The following is a 14,526-nucleotide window of genomic DNA, read 5'->3' as shown; positions in this document are numbered from 1 at the left end:
CACCCCGGAACCGGTGAAAGATCCGGTCTCGGCCGATTGCTGCGGTTGGCTCCTGGAATGATCGTCGGCGACGCAGTAGCGTGCGGAGATCGTGGGTCGGCACCGGGGCCGACGCGGCGCACCGCGGTCGACCCTGCGCTGACCCAGTCCAGTGTGGAGGGCTACGAATGAGTGCGGGTTCGATTTTCGTCTGGGAACTGCTGGGGACCGCCATTCTGGTCCTGCTCGGCACGGGTGTCGTCGCCAACAACGTGTTGCGCAAGAGCAACGGCACCGGCACCGGCTTCCTGTTCATCACCATCGGCTGGGGGTTCGCGGTCTTCACCGGGGCCAGCATCGCCGCGCCCAGCGGGGCGCATATCAATCCGGCCGTCACCCTCGGGCTGGCCATCGCGGAGAAGACCGCCTGGGCCGACGTGCCGATCTACTTCGCGGGCCAGCTGGTCGGCGGTGTACTCGGCGCGGTGTTGTGCTGGGCGACCTACAAGCTGCAGTTCGACCAGCATCCCGAGCCGGAGGGCACGCTCGGGATCTTCTCCACCGTCCCGCAGATCCGGAACACGACCTGGAACCTGGTCACCGAGATCATCGGTACCTTCGTGCTGGTGGCCTGGATCCTGCTGACCCCCACCTTCGAGCAGGGCCCGAACGGGGTACCGCAGTTCGGCAACGCCGCGCTCGGCTACGCCGGGGTGGCCTTCGTCGTGCTGGTGATCGGCACCTCACTCGGCGGCCCGACCGGCTACGCCATCAACCCGGCCCGCGACCTTGGCCCGCGCATCGCCTACGCGCTGCTGCCCATCCGGGGCAAGGGCGGGGCCGACTGGGGGTACTCCTGGATTCCGGTGGCCGGCCCGCTGGCCGGTGGCGCGCTGGCCGCCCTGCTGTACCTGGTCCTGCCCACCTGATCCACGCCAACTCACGAGGAGCGCATATGACTTCGTACGTCGCCGCGATCGACCAGGGCACCACCTCGACCCGCACCATGATCTTCGACCACTCCGGCCGGGTGGTGGCGGTGGACCAGCGCGAGCACGAGCAGATCTTCCCGCAGGCGGGCTGGGTCGAGCACAACGCCGAGGAGATCTGGTCCAACACCCGCACCGTGGCCGCGGGCGCGCTGGCCAAGGCGGACCTGGAGCCCAGCTCGATCACCGCGGTCGGAATCACCAACCAGCGGGAAACCACCCTGGTGTGGGACCGTAAAACCGGCAAGCCGGTGTACAACGCGATCGTCTGGCAGGACACCAGGACCGACCGGATCGTGGCCGAGCTCGGGGCACTCGGCGGCGGGCAGGAGCGTTACCGCGCCAAGACCGGGCTGCCGCTGGCCACCTACTTCTCCGGCCCGAAGATCAAGTGGATCCTGGACAATGTGGACGGTGTCAGGGAGCGGGCCGAGGCGGGTGAGCTGCTGTTCGGCAATATGGACACCTGGGTGCTGTGGAACATGACCGGCGGCCCGGACGGCGGGGTGCACGTCACCGACCCCACCAACGCCTCCCGCACCCTGCTGATGGACCTGGACACCCTGTCCTGGGACGCGGACATCGCCGCGGACATGGGCATCCCGCTGTCCATGCTGCCCGAGATCCGGTCCTCCTCGGAGGAGTACGGCAAGGTCAGGGCGCGGGGCGCGTTCGCAGGGGTGCCGATCGCCGGCATCCTCGGTGACCAGCAGGCGGCCACCTTCGGCCAGGCCTGCCTCTCCCCCGGCGAGGCGAAGAACACCTACGGCACCGGCAACTTCGTGCTGCTGAACACCGGAACCGAGAAGGTGCTCTCGGACAACGGGCTGCTCACCACGGTCTGCTACAAGATCGGCTCCAGCCGCACCGTGTACGCGCTGGAGGGCTCGATCGCGGTCACCGGCTCGCTGGTGCAGTGGCTGCGGGACAACCTCGGCCTGATCGGCTCGGCCCCGGAGATCGAGCAGCACGCGCGCACGGTGCAGGACAACGGAGGAGCGTACTTCGTGCCGGCCTTCTCCGGACTGTTCGCCCCGTACTGGCGCTCGGACGCGCGCGGGGCGATCGTCGGGCTCACCCGGTTCGTGAACAAGGGCCACCTGTGCCGGGCGGTGCTGGAGGCCACCGCGTTCCAGACCCGCGAGGTGATCGACGCGATGGACGCCGACTCCGGGGTGCCGCTGAAGTCACTCAAGGTGGACGGCGGCATGGTGGTGAACGAGCTGCTCATGCAGTTCCAGGCGGACATCCTCGGCGTACCGGTGATCCGGCCGGTGGTGAACGAGACCACCGCGCTCGGCGCCGCCTACGCCGCCGGGCTCGCGGTCGGTTTCTGGGGCAGCGAGGAGGACATCCGCAGCAACTGGGCCAAGGACCGGCAGTGGGACCCGGCAATGGACGAGACCCGCAGGGCCCGCGAGTACCGCAACTGGAAGAAGGCCGTCACCAAGACCTTCGACTGGGTGGAGGACGAGTGACCTCGGTCGAGCTCAGTCGAGGTCGTCGTGCCGCATGAGCTGGCGGCCCGCCTCGGTGATCGACCCGGACAGTGAGGGGTAGACCGAGAAGGTCAGCGCCAGGTGCTCCACGGTGAGCTGGTTCTGCACGGCCAGCGCGATCGGCAGGATCAGCTCGCTCGCGGTGGGCGCGGCGACAACGCCACCGACCACCACGCCGGTGGCCGGCCGGCAGAACAGCTTGACGAAGCCGTGCCGCAGGCCCTCCATCTTGGCCCTGGCGTTGGTGGCCAGCGGCAGCATGATGGTGCGGGCAGGCACCTCGCCGCTGTCGATGGCCTGCTGGCTGATCCCGACCGTGGCGATCTCCGGGTGGGTGAACACGTTGGCCGCCACGGTTTTCAGCTTGATCGGCGCCACCCCCTGGCCGAGGGCGTGCCACATGGCGATCCGGCCCTGCATGCTGGCCACGGAGGCGAGCATCATCACCCCGGTGCAGTCGCCGGCCGCGTACACCCCGGGCGCGCTGGTCCGGGACACCCGGTCGACCGCGATGAACCCGCCGGGGCCGGGCTCGATGCCCAGCCGTTCCAGGCCGATGTCCGAGGTGTTCGGGACCGAGCCGACGGTCATCAGGGCGTGGCTGGCCTCGATCACCCTGCCGTCGGTGAGGTGGACCTCGACGCCCTTCTCGGTGCGTTCCACCCGGTCGGCGCGGGCGTGCTTGGCCACGGTGGTGCCCCGCTGGCTGAAGACCTCCTCCAGCACCGCGGCGGCGTCGGCGTCCTCGTGCGGCAGCACCCGGTCCCGGCTGGAGACCACGGTGACCTTGACGCCCATCTCGGTGTAGGCGGAGGCGAACTCGGCCCCGGTGACCCCGGAACCGATGACGGCAAGGTGTTCCGGCAGTTCGGGCAGGTCGTAGAGCTGGCGCCAGTCCAGGATCCGGTCGCCGTCCGGCACCGCGCCGGGCAGCACCCGCGGGGTGGCACCGGTGGCGATCAGCACCACGTCGGCGTCCAGGATCTCCTGCTCCCCGGACATCGTGGTGACCGCGATCTGGTGGGTGGCCAGCCCCGGCTCGGCGTCGCAGAACCGGCCGGTCCCGCTCAGCACCCGCACCCCCTCGCGCTGCACCCGCGCCCGGATGTCGGCGGACTGGGCGAGGGCGAGGCCCTTCACCCTGCCGTGCACGGTGTGCAGGTCGATGCGGGTTTTCGCGAGGTCGGTGACGATGCCGAGCTCGCTGAGTCCGTGCATCCCGGCGCGCGCCCCGGAGGAGGCGATGAAGGTCTTGGAGGGGACGCAGTCGTAGAGCACGCAGGCGCCGCCGAGGCCGTCCCGTTCCACCACGGTGACGTCGGCGCCGTGCTGCGCGGCGACCAGTGCTGCCTCGTAACCCGCAGGCCCGCCGCCCATGATCACGATCCTGGTCACGTTGACCTTCCTCCTCCACACGACTGCCTCATCCACCGTACGCGGGCCGGTCCGCTGGCGGTCGGGTGGCCGGTGACCCAGACACGCCCGGATGCGTCCGAACAGGTGACGAGATGGTCGCTAGGCTGTCGCCGTGCCTTTGTATGCCGCGTACGGGTCCAACATGGAACCCGCCCAGATGATGGAGCGAGCCCCGCACTCGCCGATGGCGGGCACCGGCTGGCTGGAAGGCTGGCGGCTGACCTTCGGGGGCGAGGATCTGGGCTGGGAAGGCGCCCTGGCCACGATCGTGGAGGACCCCGGATCCCGGGTGTTCGTGGTGCTCTACGACGTGACCCCGCTCGACGAGAGCCTGCTGGACAGCTGGGAGGGCGGCGACCTGGGGATGCACAACAAGATCCGGTTGCGGGTGCAGACCATGGACGGCTCCGTGCTGGCCTGGCTGTACGTGCTGCACGCCTACGAGGGCGGCCTCCCCTCGGCGCGGTACCTCGGCGTGCTCGCCGACGCCGCCGAGGCCGCCGGCGCCCCCACCCGACTACGTGGACGGCCTGCGCACCCGCCCCTGCCGAGGCATCGGCCCCTAACCGTGTTTGCCCCCCACGCGCATGTGTTTGCCCTCCACATGCACGCGTTGGCTGTTCCCGCGCACGCTTTTGCCGTTCCCACACGGTCAGGCGGAGATCGCGTGCCCGCGGCGCGCGAACGCCGTCCGCAATTGGGCAAGAAATGATGCGGAATCGGCCAGGTCGTCCTTACGAACCCGGATCATCAACCAGCCGCGCTCAGTCATCCGCCGATCCCGCTCGGCGTCGTACTCCGCGCGCTCCTCGTGCGCCTCGAACCCGTCGTACTCCAGCCCGATGCGTAAGTCAGGCCAGGCCAGGTCCAGCACATACAGCCGCCGCCCGCTCAAGGTCCGAATCTCGTACTGCGGCTCCGGCCACGGGAACCCGGCGTCGATGACGGTCAGGCGCAACCGGCTTTCCCATGGTGATTCGGCCTTGTTCGTGCCCATGAAAAGCAGGGCTTGCGCAGCCGAGACACCCTTGCGCTCGTCTCGCATGGCCAGCCGCTGATCGACGTCGGTTCGGAACTCACCGATTTCCCCTCCGGGCAGGGAGGCCAAAGCCTGGTCCAGGCAGGCGAGTGCCACCCATCGCGGCGCGGTACACAACATCTCGGTGATCGTCGCGGGCAGCGAAAGTACCGGCAGGTCGTGGCGCCGAACGACATCGGCCGAGTCGAACCGATCGTGATGGACGATCAGTCCCCTCTTCGACCGCACCCATTTCGAGTACGGCACAGTGACGTGCACCTCAGCGCAATCGGCCGCGGTGCACCCGTGAATCGACGCTGCCGTGTTCCGGGAGAGCACCGCGTCAGGTCCGGCGGCGAGCAGCCCGGCGGTGGCCCGCGAGATCGGATCGCTGGCCATGTCGCCCCGCATGATCACGCCTCGCCACGGCTGGAGGAGGGCGCCCTGGCGAAGGGCGGTTTGCAGTCGACGTTCACCCATGGCCTGCGCGACATCCGCGCGAGCCGCTACCCCGTGCAGGGCTCCCGTTATCTGATACACGCACTCCAGGCTGCGTCAACGGAACCGCGCGCGGGAGGCCGTGAGTCGATCTGTGGACAACTCAGCGCTTTGTGGACACCTTGTGGATAAGTCCATGGTTGTGAACGGCCAACGCGTGCGCGTGGAGGGCAAACACGTGCGCGTGGGGGGCAAACACGGTTCAGCAGAGGGCGGCGAGGGCGGTGTGCACCATGACGCGGGCGCCCACCAGGAGGGCGCGTTCGTCCAGTTCGAAGGTGGGCTGGTGCAGGTCGCGCTGGGCGCCTTCGCCGGGCCACACGCCGAGGCGGGCGAACGCTCCGGGGACGTGCTCCAGGTACCAGCCGAAGTCCTCGCCACCGGAGGATTGCTCGGTTCCGGCGAGGGCGTCCTCGCCGAGGGCGGCCTCGGCGCCCGCACGCAGCAGGTACGTGCTGTCCTGGTCGCAGACCACGGGGGGCACGCCACGGCGGTAGTCCAGCTCGAAGCCGACCCCGGTGGGGGCGAGCAGGGACTCCACCGCGCCGGCGACCAGCGGTTCCAGCTCCGACCACACGGCATGGTCGGCGGTACGCAGGGTGCCGAGCAGTTTCCCGTCCTGCGGGACGGCGTTCGGCGCCTCCCCCGCGTGCACCGCGCCCCACACCAGCACCGTGCCGGAACGCGGGTCCACCCGGCGGGAGAGCACCGAGGGCAGCGAGGTGATCACCGTGCCCAGCGCGTGCACCAGGTCGGCGGTCAGGTGCGGGCGGGAGGTGTGCCCGCCCGGCGAGGTCAGCCGCAGCTCGATCAGGTCGGCCGCCGAGGTCAGCGCACCCACCCTGGTACCGATCCTGCCGACCGGCAGCCGCGGGTCGCAGTGCAGTCCGAAGATCCGGTCCACACCCTCCAGCGCGCCCGCGGTGATCGCGTCCAGCGCGCCGCCTGGCATGACCTCCTCGGCTGGCTGGAAGATCAGCCGCACTCGGCCGGGCAGCTCCGGCGCGGTGGCCAGCACCCGCGCGGTGGCCAGCAGGATGGCGGTGTGCGCGTCATGCCCGCAGGCGTGCGCGGCGCCGTGCACGGTCGAGGCGAACGGCAGCCCGGTGGCCTCGGTCAGCGGCAGCGCGTCCAGGTCGGCGCGCAGCGCGACGCAGGTGGGCCCGCTGCCGATGTCGCAGATCACCCCGGTGCCGCCGGGCAGCACCGAGGGCCGCAGGCCGACCGCGCGCAGCAGGCCGACGATCATCTCGGTGGTCGCGTACTCCCTGCGGGAAAGCTCCGGGTTGGCATGGATCCGGCGGCGCCAGGAGACCACGTCGGCGGCGTTCGCCCGGATCCACTCGTCCAGCCAGAAGGGCCCGCGGCCCGCGCCGAGGTCCGGTATCGGTGCCATGCTCACGCCGGCTTCAGTGATCAACGCGCCGTGCTCGGAGACCCCGGCTTGCCGCTTGTCGCGTTCGTCCGGCCGTTCCCGACGCGAGTCGAGCACAGTCACGCTGTACCCCCGTTCCACGCCGTACCCCCATTCGCGAACGGCCCCACGATTGCAGCAGTCGCATGCACGACGGCCGGAGCGTTCGTTCGCTGAGTGATCGGTGTCCTACGCATTTGCCACCAGTGTTGCACCATCCAGGTGACATCTGGGAGTCCTGGTCCAGAGTGCGAGACAGCCGGTAGTTGATCTGCGTTGAACGGCGGTTACGAGTTCGGCCTAGCTGTACCCAGGCCGTAGCTCATCGACTACTAGCCGCTCTTCTTCTTGTTCCTCGCCCTCCGCCCCAGCACCACGATCACCAGCAGCACCGCGGCAATCACCCCAACGATGATCTTGTTCTTGCTCTTGTCCGCATCGGCCTCGGTGGTCGGGTCCAGCGTGGGTCCGTCCTCCGGGCCGGTGGTCTCCTGGACGAGCACCGGTCCGGCAGTCGCGGTGAGCGGTTCGGCGGCCGAGCCGGCCGAGCCGGGCGCGGCGGCGGATACGCCGGTGATCAGCATGGCGAAGAGGGTGGCGAGAACGGCCACACAGACGGCAAACACACGGGGGCGCATGCGCACTAGTGTGCCGGGTCCAGGCCGAAGGCGCCGAGGATTCGTTCTGCGGCGAGTGTCGCGGTCAGCTCGCCAGCGCGCACGGCCCGCTCGACCTCCGGCACCACCGATCGCACCCGCGGATCGGCGGCCAGCCTGCCGAGCAGTTGCTCGCGCACCATCGACCAGGTCCACTCCACCTGCTGGGCGCTGCGTTTCGCGGCCAGCTGCCCGGACGCGGAGAGCATCTCGTCATGCCGCCGGATCTGGTGCCATACCGTGTCCAGCCCGTTGCCGGTCAGCGCGCTGCAGGTGAGCACCGGCGGGGTCCACTCGGCATCCGGGCCGTAGATCATCCGCAGGGCGCCGGACAGTTCCCGCGCCGCCCGCTTGGCCTCCCGCTCGTGCTCGCCGTCGGCCTTGTTCACCGCGATCACGTCGGCCAGCTCCAGCACACCCTTCTTGATGCCCTGCAACTGGTCACCGGTACGCGCCAGAGTGAGGAACAGGAAGCAGTCGACCATATTCGCCACGGTGACCTCGGACTGCCCGACGCCGACCGTCTCCACCAGCACGATGTCGTAGCCTGCTGCCTCCATCAGCACGATGGTCTCCCTGGTGGCGCGGGCCACCCCACCGAGCGTGCCCGCGGTCGGCGAGGGCCGGATGAACGCCGAGGCATCCACCGCGAGCCTGCCCATCCGGGTCTTGTCGCCAAGGATGCTGCCGCCGGTACGGGTGGAGGAGGGATCCACCGCCAGCACCGCGACCCGGTGCCCGGACCCGGTCAGGGTCGTGCCCAGCTCGTCAATGAATGTCGACTTGCCGACACCGGGCACGCCGGTGATCCCCACCCGGTGCGCGCCCCCTGAGTGCGGCAGCAGCTCGACCAGCAGCTCCTGCGCCCGCGCGCGGTGCTCCGGCCTACTGGACTCCACCAGGGTGATCGCCCTGGACAACATGCCCCGGTCCCCCGCGAGCACGCCCTTGGCGTACTCGCCGACGTCGATCCGCCGCGCCACCGCAAGGCCCCTAGTCGCGCGCGTCGAGCTGGTCGAGCAGGCCGATCGCGGCGTCCGCGATCACCGTCCCCGGCCCGAAGATGGCCGCGGCGCCCGCCTTGCGCAGGTCCTCGTAGTCACCCGGCGGGATGACCCCGCCGACCACGACCATGATGTCCTCCCTGCCGAGCTCGGCCAGTTCCGCCCGCAGCGCGGGGACGAGGGAAAGGTGCCCCGCGGCCAGCGAGGACACCCCGACGATGTGCACATCCGCCTCCACCGCCTGGCGCGCGACCTCGGCGGGGGTGGAGAACAGCGGGCCGACGTCCACGTCGAAACCGAGGTCGGCGAAGGCCGTCGCGATCACCTTCTGCCCACGGTCGTGCCCGTCCTGGCCCATCTTGGCCACCAGGATCCGCGGGCGGCGCCCCTCGGCCTCGGCGAACTCCGCGACCCGCTCGCGCACCTGTTCCACGTTCGCGGACTTGCCGACCTCGTCCCGGTACACCCCGGAGATGGTACGAATCTGCCCGGAGTGCCTGCCCCAGATCCGCTCCAGCGCGTCGGATATCTCGCCGACGGTCGCCTTCGCCCTCGCCGCGTCGATGGCGAGCGCCAGCAGGTTGCCGTCGGCCTCGGCGCCCGCGGTGAGCGCGCGCAGCGCGTCCTGGGTGGCGGACTCGTCCCGCTCCGCGCGCAGCCTGCGCAGCTTCTCCAGCTGCTGGGCCCGCACCTCGGCGTTGTCCACCTTGAGCACCTCGACCTCTTCCTCCTGCCCGGTGACCTGGTACTTGTTCACCCCGATCACCGGCTGGCGGCCGGAGTCGATCCGGGCCTGGGTACGCGCGGCGGCCTCCTCGATGCGCATCTTCGGGATACCGGCGTCGATCGCGCGGGCCATCCCACCAGCCGACTCGACCTCGGAGATGTTCGCCCAGGCCCGGCGGGCAAGGTCGTAGGTCAGCCGCTCGACGAACGCGCTGCCGCCCCATGGGTCGATCACCCTGGTGGTGCCGGACTCCTGCTGCAGCAGCAGCTGCGTGTTGCGCGCGATCCGGGCGGAGAAGTCGGTCGGCAGCGCCAGCGCCTCGTCCAGCGCGTTGGTGTGCAGGGACTGGGTGTGCCCCTGGGTGGCGGCCATCGCCTCCACGCAGGTGCGGGTGACGTTGTTGTAGACGTCCTGCGCGGTCAGCGACCAGCCTGAGGTCTGGCAGTGCGTGCGCAGCGAGAGCGATTTGCTGGACTTCGGCCCGAACTGGTTGACCAGCTTGGCCCACAGCAGCCGGGCCGCGCGCAGCTTGGCGACCTCCATGAAGAAGTTCATCCCGATGGCCCAGAAGAAGGACAGCCGCGGGGCGAAGGAGTCGATGTCCAGCCCGCCTTCCAGCCCGGCCCGGATGTACTCCACCCCGTCGGCAAGGGTGTAGGCCAGTTCGAGGTCGGCGGTCGCCCCGGCCTCCTGCATGTGGTAGCCGGAGATGGAGATCGAGTTGAACCGCGGCATCCGCTGCGAGGTGAAGGCGAAGATGTCCGAGATGATCCGCATCGAGGGCTGCGGCGGGTAGATGTAGGTGTTGCGGACCATGAACTCCTTGAGGATGTCGTTCTGGATGGTCCCGGCCAGCTGCTCCGGCTGGACCCCCTGCTCCTCGGCCGCCACCACGTACAGCGCCAGCACCGGAAGCACGGCGCCGTTCATGGTCATCGACACGCTCATCTTGTCCAGCGGGATGCCGTCGAACAGCTGCCGCATGTCGTAGATCGAGTCGATCGCGACGCCCGCCATCCCGACATCGCCGGAAACCCGGGGGTGGTCGGAGTCGTAACCGCGGTGGGTGGCCAGGTCGAAGGCCACCGAGAGGCCCTTCTGCCCGGCCGCGAGGTTGCGCCGGTAGAAGGCGTTGGACTCGGCCGCGGTGGAGAAACCCGCGTACTGCCGCACGGTCCACGGCTGGTTCACGTACATCGTCGGGTACGGCCCGCGCAGGAACGGCGCGATACCGGGATAGGTGTGCAGGAAGTCCACATCGGACAAATCATCGGCGGTGTAGACCGGTTTGACGCCGATACCCTCCGGTGTCTCCCAGGACAGCGCGTCCGGCCCCTTGCCGATACTGGCGTGCAGCGCATCGGCCCACTCGGCCTGGCCGCCCTGCTCCGGGGTGCCGAGCTCGACATCGGCGAAGTTCGGAATCATTGCGCCACTCCCAGCGTGTCCAGCAGGCCGGTCAGGATCTCCAGCGCGGGGCAGCCGGTGTAGACGTAACCGGTCACCCCGGGGTGGTCGGCGGGTCTTCCGGCCAGCAGCACGGCTTCCGCACCCGCCTCGGTCAGCGCGGTGGCCACCTCGGCGGCCTGCTCGGCGTAGCCGGAGTCGCTACCACACAGGCAGGCCACCCTGGCGCCGCTGGCGGTGAACGCCTCGACCAGCTCCGCGGTGGCACCCGGGTTGACCGGCTCGATCCCGCCGGCCTGGAAGAGGTTCGCGGCGAAGGTGGCCCGCGCGGTGTGCGCGGCGATCGGCCCCAGGGTGGCCAGGAAGATCCGCGGGCGGGCGCCGTGCTCGGCGAGGTGGGCGTCGGAGCGGTCACGCAGCCGCTCGAAGTCCTTGGCGTAGCGCACCTTCGGCAGCCCGCCACGGTCCCGCTCGGCGGGCAGCGGGGCGCGCTCGACCGGCTTCTCCGCCAGGTCAGGGAACTCGCTGACCCCGGTGATCGGATCGGCCCTGGTGGCAATCCGTTCCGAGCGCCGCCGCCAGGTTTCCGCCAGCCGCTCGGCGAGCATCCCGGACTCCACAGTGGACTCGATACCGCCTGCCCGCTCGATCTCGGTGAACTCCCGCCAGGCAGCCTGCGCGAGCTCGTCGGTGAGCTTCTCCACGTACCAGGAACCGCCTGCCGGGTCGATCACCCCGGCCAGTTTGGACTCCTCGAGCAGGATCGCCTGGGTGTTGCGGGCGATCCGGCGGGAAAAGGCGTCCGGCAGGCCGATCGCGTTGTCGAAGGGCAGCACGGTCACCGCGTCGGCGCCGCCGACGCCCGCGCCGAAGCAGGCCACGCAGCTGCGCAGCATGTTCACCCACGGGTCACGCTGGGTGAACATGGCCGCCGAGGTCACCGCGTGCTGGCGCATCGCGCGGGCCTCGTTCCCCGCGCCGGCGACCTCGGTGACCCTGGCCCACAACCGCCGCGCCGCGCGGAACTTGGCGATGGTCAGGAACTGGTCCGCGGTGGCGGCGAGCCGGAACTCCAGCTGCCAGCAGGCAGCGTCCACGCTCAGCCCGGCCGCGGTGAGGGCGCGCAGGTAGGCGACCCCCGCGGCGATCGCGGCGCCGAGCTCCTGCGCGTCCGAGCCGCCGGCCTCGTGGAAGGGCAGCCCATCGGCGACGATGGTGCGCAGTGCCGGATGCGTGCCCGCGATCCGGACGGCCAGCTCGGCGGCCGGGGCGACCTCCTGCCGCACGCCGGTACGGGCCCACAGCCCGATCGGATCGGCACCCAGGTTGCCGGCGGCCTCGCTGGCCGGGATTTCCCGCTCGGCGAAGACCTCCAGCAGCGCCGCAGCGGCGGCCGGGTAGTCCGCCCCCGCGTCCAGCACCACCGGTGCCAGCTCCACGTACACCCCGGCCAGCGCGTCGGCGAGCGCGTCAGGCGGCAGCGCGCCCCGCCCCGTCCGCAGCCACAGCGAGCTCGCGCCGCCGTCCAGGTCGGCCAGCATCGCGCGGTTGGCCGCGGCCGGATCGGGGTCGGCGTATCGCGTGCGCACCTGCCATCCGGTGCTCACCGCGCCTTCCGGGCGGGCGCCGCGCACGAACGGCGGCAGGCCGGGCAGCCCGGCCGGTGGCGCGGTGTCCTCGGCGGTGTAGAGCGGCTGGATCTCGATATCGTCGTAGGTGCGGGTGGTGAGCAGGCTCTCCGGGGCACCATCGAAGTCCTCCGGCAGCGCGCCGGTCTTGCGCAGTACCCCGGCGACCAGCTCCTGCCACCGGTCCCGGCTCGGGGTCTCGAACTCGGCGGCGAGACTCAGCTCATCCGGCTGCTCGCCCCCTGGCTCGGACGACGTCGTCCCACCAGCCACTTGGGTCATACCTTTCGATGGTAAGGCCGCAGGGCCTGCACGACATGTGAGGCTAATCGCCATTCACATCCTTGCGCCGCCGCTGCCGCGCGGGAGCGGGTACGCACGCTACGCCACAATAGGCGGGTGTCCACCTCCGAGCACGGTCCAGCGGACGCGGCAGACCCCACCCAGGCCCAGGTGGGACCGGCCGAACCGGAACCGGCCCAACCGCGCGTGGTGGCAGGCCGGTACCGGCTGCAGTCGGTGCTGGGCTCGGGATCGATGGGCACCGTGTGGTCGGCCTACGACGAGTTCCTGCACCGCCCGGTGGCGGTGAAGGAGGTCCGGCTGCCACCGGGGGTTCCCCCGTCCCGCGCCGCCGAGCTGCGCGAGCGCACCCTGCGTGAGGCCAGGGCGATTGCCGTGCTCTCCCATCCGAACGTGATCATCCTGCACGACGTGGCCAGGGAGAACGACGAACCGTTCGTGGTGATGGAGTTACTGCCCGGCCGCAGCCTCGCCGGACTGCTGCGCGGGCACGGCCCGCTCACCCCGCCGCAGGCCGCCGCAGTGGCCGACGCGGTGGGCTCGGCACTGGAGGCCGCGCATACGGCGGGCATCACCCACCGCGATGTCAAACCGGGCAACGTGCTGGTGGCCAGGGACGGGCGGATCAAGCTGAACGACTTCGGCATCGCACGCAACGTGTCCGAGGCGACCATGACCCGCACCGGGATGATGCTGGGCTCACCCGCCTATATCGCTCCGGAGGTGGCCTCCGGCGGCGCGGTGACCCCGGCCGCCGACCTCTGGGGGCTCGGCGCGACCCTGTTCGCGGCCGTGCTGGGCAGGCCGCCGTACGACGCCAACGGGGACCCTCTGGAGACGGTGAACCGGGTGGTGCACGGCGAGGTGCCGGAGCCTGGTCCCGGCCCCCTCGCCCCGGTGATCCGCGGGCTGATGGCCAAGGAACCCGGCGCCCGGATGCCGCTGCGGGAGGTGCGGCGCAGGCTGTATCCCCTGCTGGCCCAGCCGCGGCACACCCTGTTCGGGCCGGAACTGTTCGCCGATACCCCGGCGAGCACGGCGCCGGACCGTGCCGACACCACGGCCACCCAGGTGATCACCGCGCCGGTGTCGCCAGGGCCGCCGCTGCCGGATCAGGAGAAAGCCGGGGCCGGCGGGGAACTGGCCGCCGACCCCGGCCCGCTGCCCTTCGCCACGCCGAGCGGGCCGGTGGGCCAGGAACCGGTGGGCACTCCGGCGGGCGGGCGGCCGCGGCGCAGGCTGCCAAGCGTGGCCGTGACGGTGGCCGCGGTGCTGCTGTTCCTCGCCGCCGCGGCCGGAGGTTTCGTGCTGACCAGGGTGGTCGCCGCCCAGCCGCTCGCGCCGCCGCAGCGCTCGGATGCCGGCCCGGCCGCGCCACCATTGCGCGAGCTCGCCCCGCGCCAGGGCGATGCCACCAACCTGCGCGGGGCGCGCGGCGGCTTGTTCTCGGTCCAGGTGCCGAAGGACTGGACGAAGTTCGTCAGCAGGGAGACCGGCGGCGGCCTGCCCCCGCGCACCCTGGTGCAGTTCGTCTCCGCCGACGGCACCCAGTCCTTCGACGTGGCCCGATTCGAGAGCGAACCCCCGCTGTCCCCCACTGCCTACTGGAACGCGCTGGGCAAGCTCTGGGGCGGCAACCTGCGACAGGTGGAGTTCACCCCGCTCACCGAGGGCAGGCAGGGGGTGCTGCTGAGCTACCGCACGGTGGAGTCCAGCCCGGTACGACCGGACGAACACGCGGAGCGACCATTGAACCGGGCGACCGTCGCGCACGTGTTCCTGGCACAGGACAGCCTGTGGGTGGTCGGGCTCACAGTGCCAACGGACCAGGAGGGAACCGCACGTACCCAGCTGTTCGACCGGATCATGCCCACCTTCCAGATCATGGAGTGATCGCGCGCTCAGTAACGCCCGCACCGCCCGGCACGTTGTCCTGGTGTCACCCATTCGAGTGGCGTAAATTCAAGCGACGACTTCCGGGAGGCAGG

General features: G+C 70.7%; 10 protein-coding genes and 1 pseudogene. 4 read left to right on the top strand and 7 right to left on the bottom strand.

Annotated elements, in window-relative coordinates; genetic code table 11:
* The first annotated feature begins 167 nt into the window (after positions 1–167).
* Together KOI47_RS04040 and glpK are read left to right on the top strand one after the other, a co-directional pair.
* Positions 168–908 (top strand): MIP/aquaporin family protein, encoded by a 741-nt coding sequence (locus tag KOI47_RS04040; protein WP_216214089.1) that lies wholly within the window; start codon positions 168–170, stop codon positions 906–908.
* 26 nt (positions 909–934) lie between these two features.
* Positions 935–2,446, top strand: coding sequence for a glycerol kinase GlpK (gene glpK, locus KOI47_RS04035; RefSeq protein ID WP_216214087.1), 1,512 nt, complete (start codon positions 935–937; stop codon positions 2,444–2,446).
* A gap of 12 nt (positions 2,447–2,458) precedes the next feature.
* Here the strand turns inward: glpK and KOI47_RS04030 are convergent, their stop codons facing one another.
* Positions 2,459–3,862 carry an NAD(P)H-quinone dehydrogenase gene (locus KOI47_RS04030; RefSeq protein WP_216214085.1) on the bottom strand — a complete coding sequence of 468 codons (1,404 nt, stop codon included), beginning with the start codon at positions 3,860–3,862 and terminating at the stop codon, positions 2,459–2,461.
* A 133-nt stretch (positions 3,863–3,995) separates the two neighbouring features.
* Between KOI47_RS04030 and KOI47_RS04025 the strand changes: the two are divergent.
* A pseudogene (locus KOI47_RS04025) lies at positions 3,996–4,449 on the top strand (gamma-glutamylcyclotransferase).
* Positions 4,450–4,535: 86 nt separating this feature from the next.
* On the opposite strand, the gene KOI47_RS04020 reads toward KOI47_RS04025, so the two are convergent.
* The 6 genes from KOI47_RS04020 to KOI47_RS03995 all read right to left on the bottom strand — a co-directional run bounded on the left by KOI47_RS04020 (position 4,536) and on the right by KOI47_RS03995 (position 12,517).
* Positions 4,536–5,441, bottom strand: coding sequence for a DUF559 domain-containing protein (locus KOI47_RS04020; protein ID WP_232376527.1), 906 nt, complete (start codon positions 5,439–5,441; stop codon positions 4,536–4,538).
* Between the two features lie 160 nt (positions 5,442–5,601).
* Positions 5,602–6,897, bottom strand: coding sequence for a M20 family metallopeptidase (locus KOI47_RS04015; protein ID WP_216214083.1), 1,296 nt, complete (start codon positions 6,895–6,897; stop codon positions 5,602–5,604).
* Positions 6,898–7,145: 248 nt separating this feature from the next.
* Complete coding sequence (locus tag KOI47_RS04010; RefSeq protein WP_232376526.1) at positions 7,146–7,397, bottom strand: hypothetical protein; 252 nt, start codon at positions 7,395–7,397, stop codon at positions 7,146–7,148.
* 59 nt (positions 7,398–7,456) lie between these two features.
* Positions 7,457–8,452 (bottom strand): methylmalonyl Co-A mutase-associated GTPase MeaB, encoded by a 996-nt coding sequence (gene meaB / locus KOI47_RS04005; protein WP_216214080.1) that lies wholly within the window; start codon positions 8,450–8,452, stop codon positions 7,457–7,459.
* A 10-nt stretch (positions 8,453–8,462) separates the two neighbouring features.
* Complete coding sequence (gene scpA / locus KOI47_RS04000; RefSeq protein ID WP_216214078.1) at positions 8,463–10,628, bottom strand: methylmalonyl-CoA mutase; 2,166 nt, start codon at positions 10,626–10,628, stop codon at positions 8,463–8,465.
* Positions 10,625–12,517: a methylmalonyl-CoA mutase family protein gene (locus KOI47_RS03995; protein ID WP_216214076.1), complete on the bottom strand. Its 1,893-nt coding sequence runs from the start codon at positions 12,515–12,517 to the stop codon at positions 10,625–10,627. Before KOI47_RS03995 ends, scpA begins: the two co-directional genes overlap by 4 nt.
* A 207-nt stretch (positions 12,518–12,724) precedes the next feature.
* Between KOI47_RS03995 and KOI47_RS03990 the strand changes: the two genes are divergently transcribed.
* Complete coding sequence (locus KOI47_RS03990; RefSeq protein ID WP_216217070.1) at positions 12,725–14,431, top strand: serine/threonine-protein kinase; 1,707 nt, start codon at positions 12,725–12,727, stop codon at positions 14,429–14,431.
* Positions 14,432–14,526: the final 95 nt, after the last annotated feature.

It is taken from the genome of Amycolatopsis aidingensis, assembly GCF_018885265.1.
In the GTDB taxonomy this organism is placed as follows: Bacteria; Actinomycetota; Actinomycetes; order Mycobacteriales; family Pseudonocardiaceae; genus Amycolatopsis; species Amycolatopsis aidingensis.
The sequence above is the reverse complement of the archived record's forward strand: the minus strand, read 5'-3'. Positions and strand labels throughout refer to the sequence as shown.

What these genes read in the sequence shown, in the direction of transcription:
- glpK (WP_216214087.1), top strand. Translation starts at nt 935, where the DNA reads ATGACTTCGTACGTCGCCGCGATCGACCAGGGCACCACCTCGACCCGC.
- KOI47_RS03995 (WP_216214076.1), bottom strand. Translation starts at nt 12,517, where the DNA reads ATGACCCAAGTGGCTGGTGGGACGACGTCGTCCGAGCCAGGGGGCGAG.
- KOI47_RS04040 (WP_216214089.1), top strand. Translation starts at nt 168, where the DNA reads ATGAGTGCGGGTTCGATTTTCGTCTGGGAACTGCTGGGGACCGCCATT.
- KOI47_RS04010 (WP_232376526.1), bottom strand. Translation starts at nt 7,397, where the DNA reads ATGCTGATCACCGGCGTATCCGCCGCCGCGCCCGGCTCGGCCGGCTCG.
- scpA (WP_216214078.1), bottom strand. Translation starts at nt 10,628, where the DNA reads ATGATTCCGAACTTCGCCGATGTCGAGCTCGGCACCCCGGAGCAGGGC.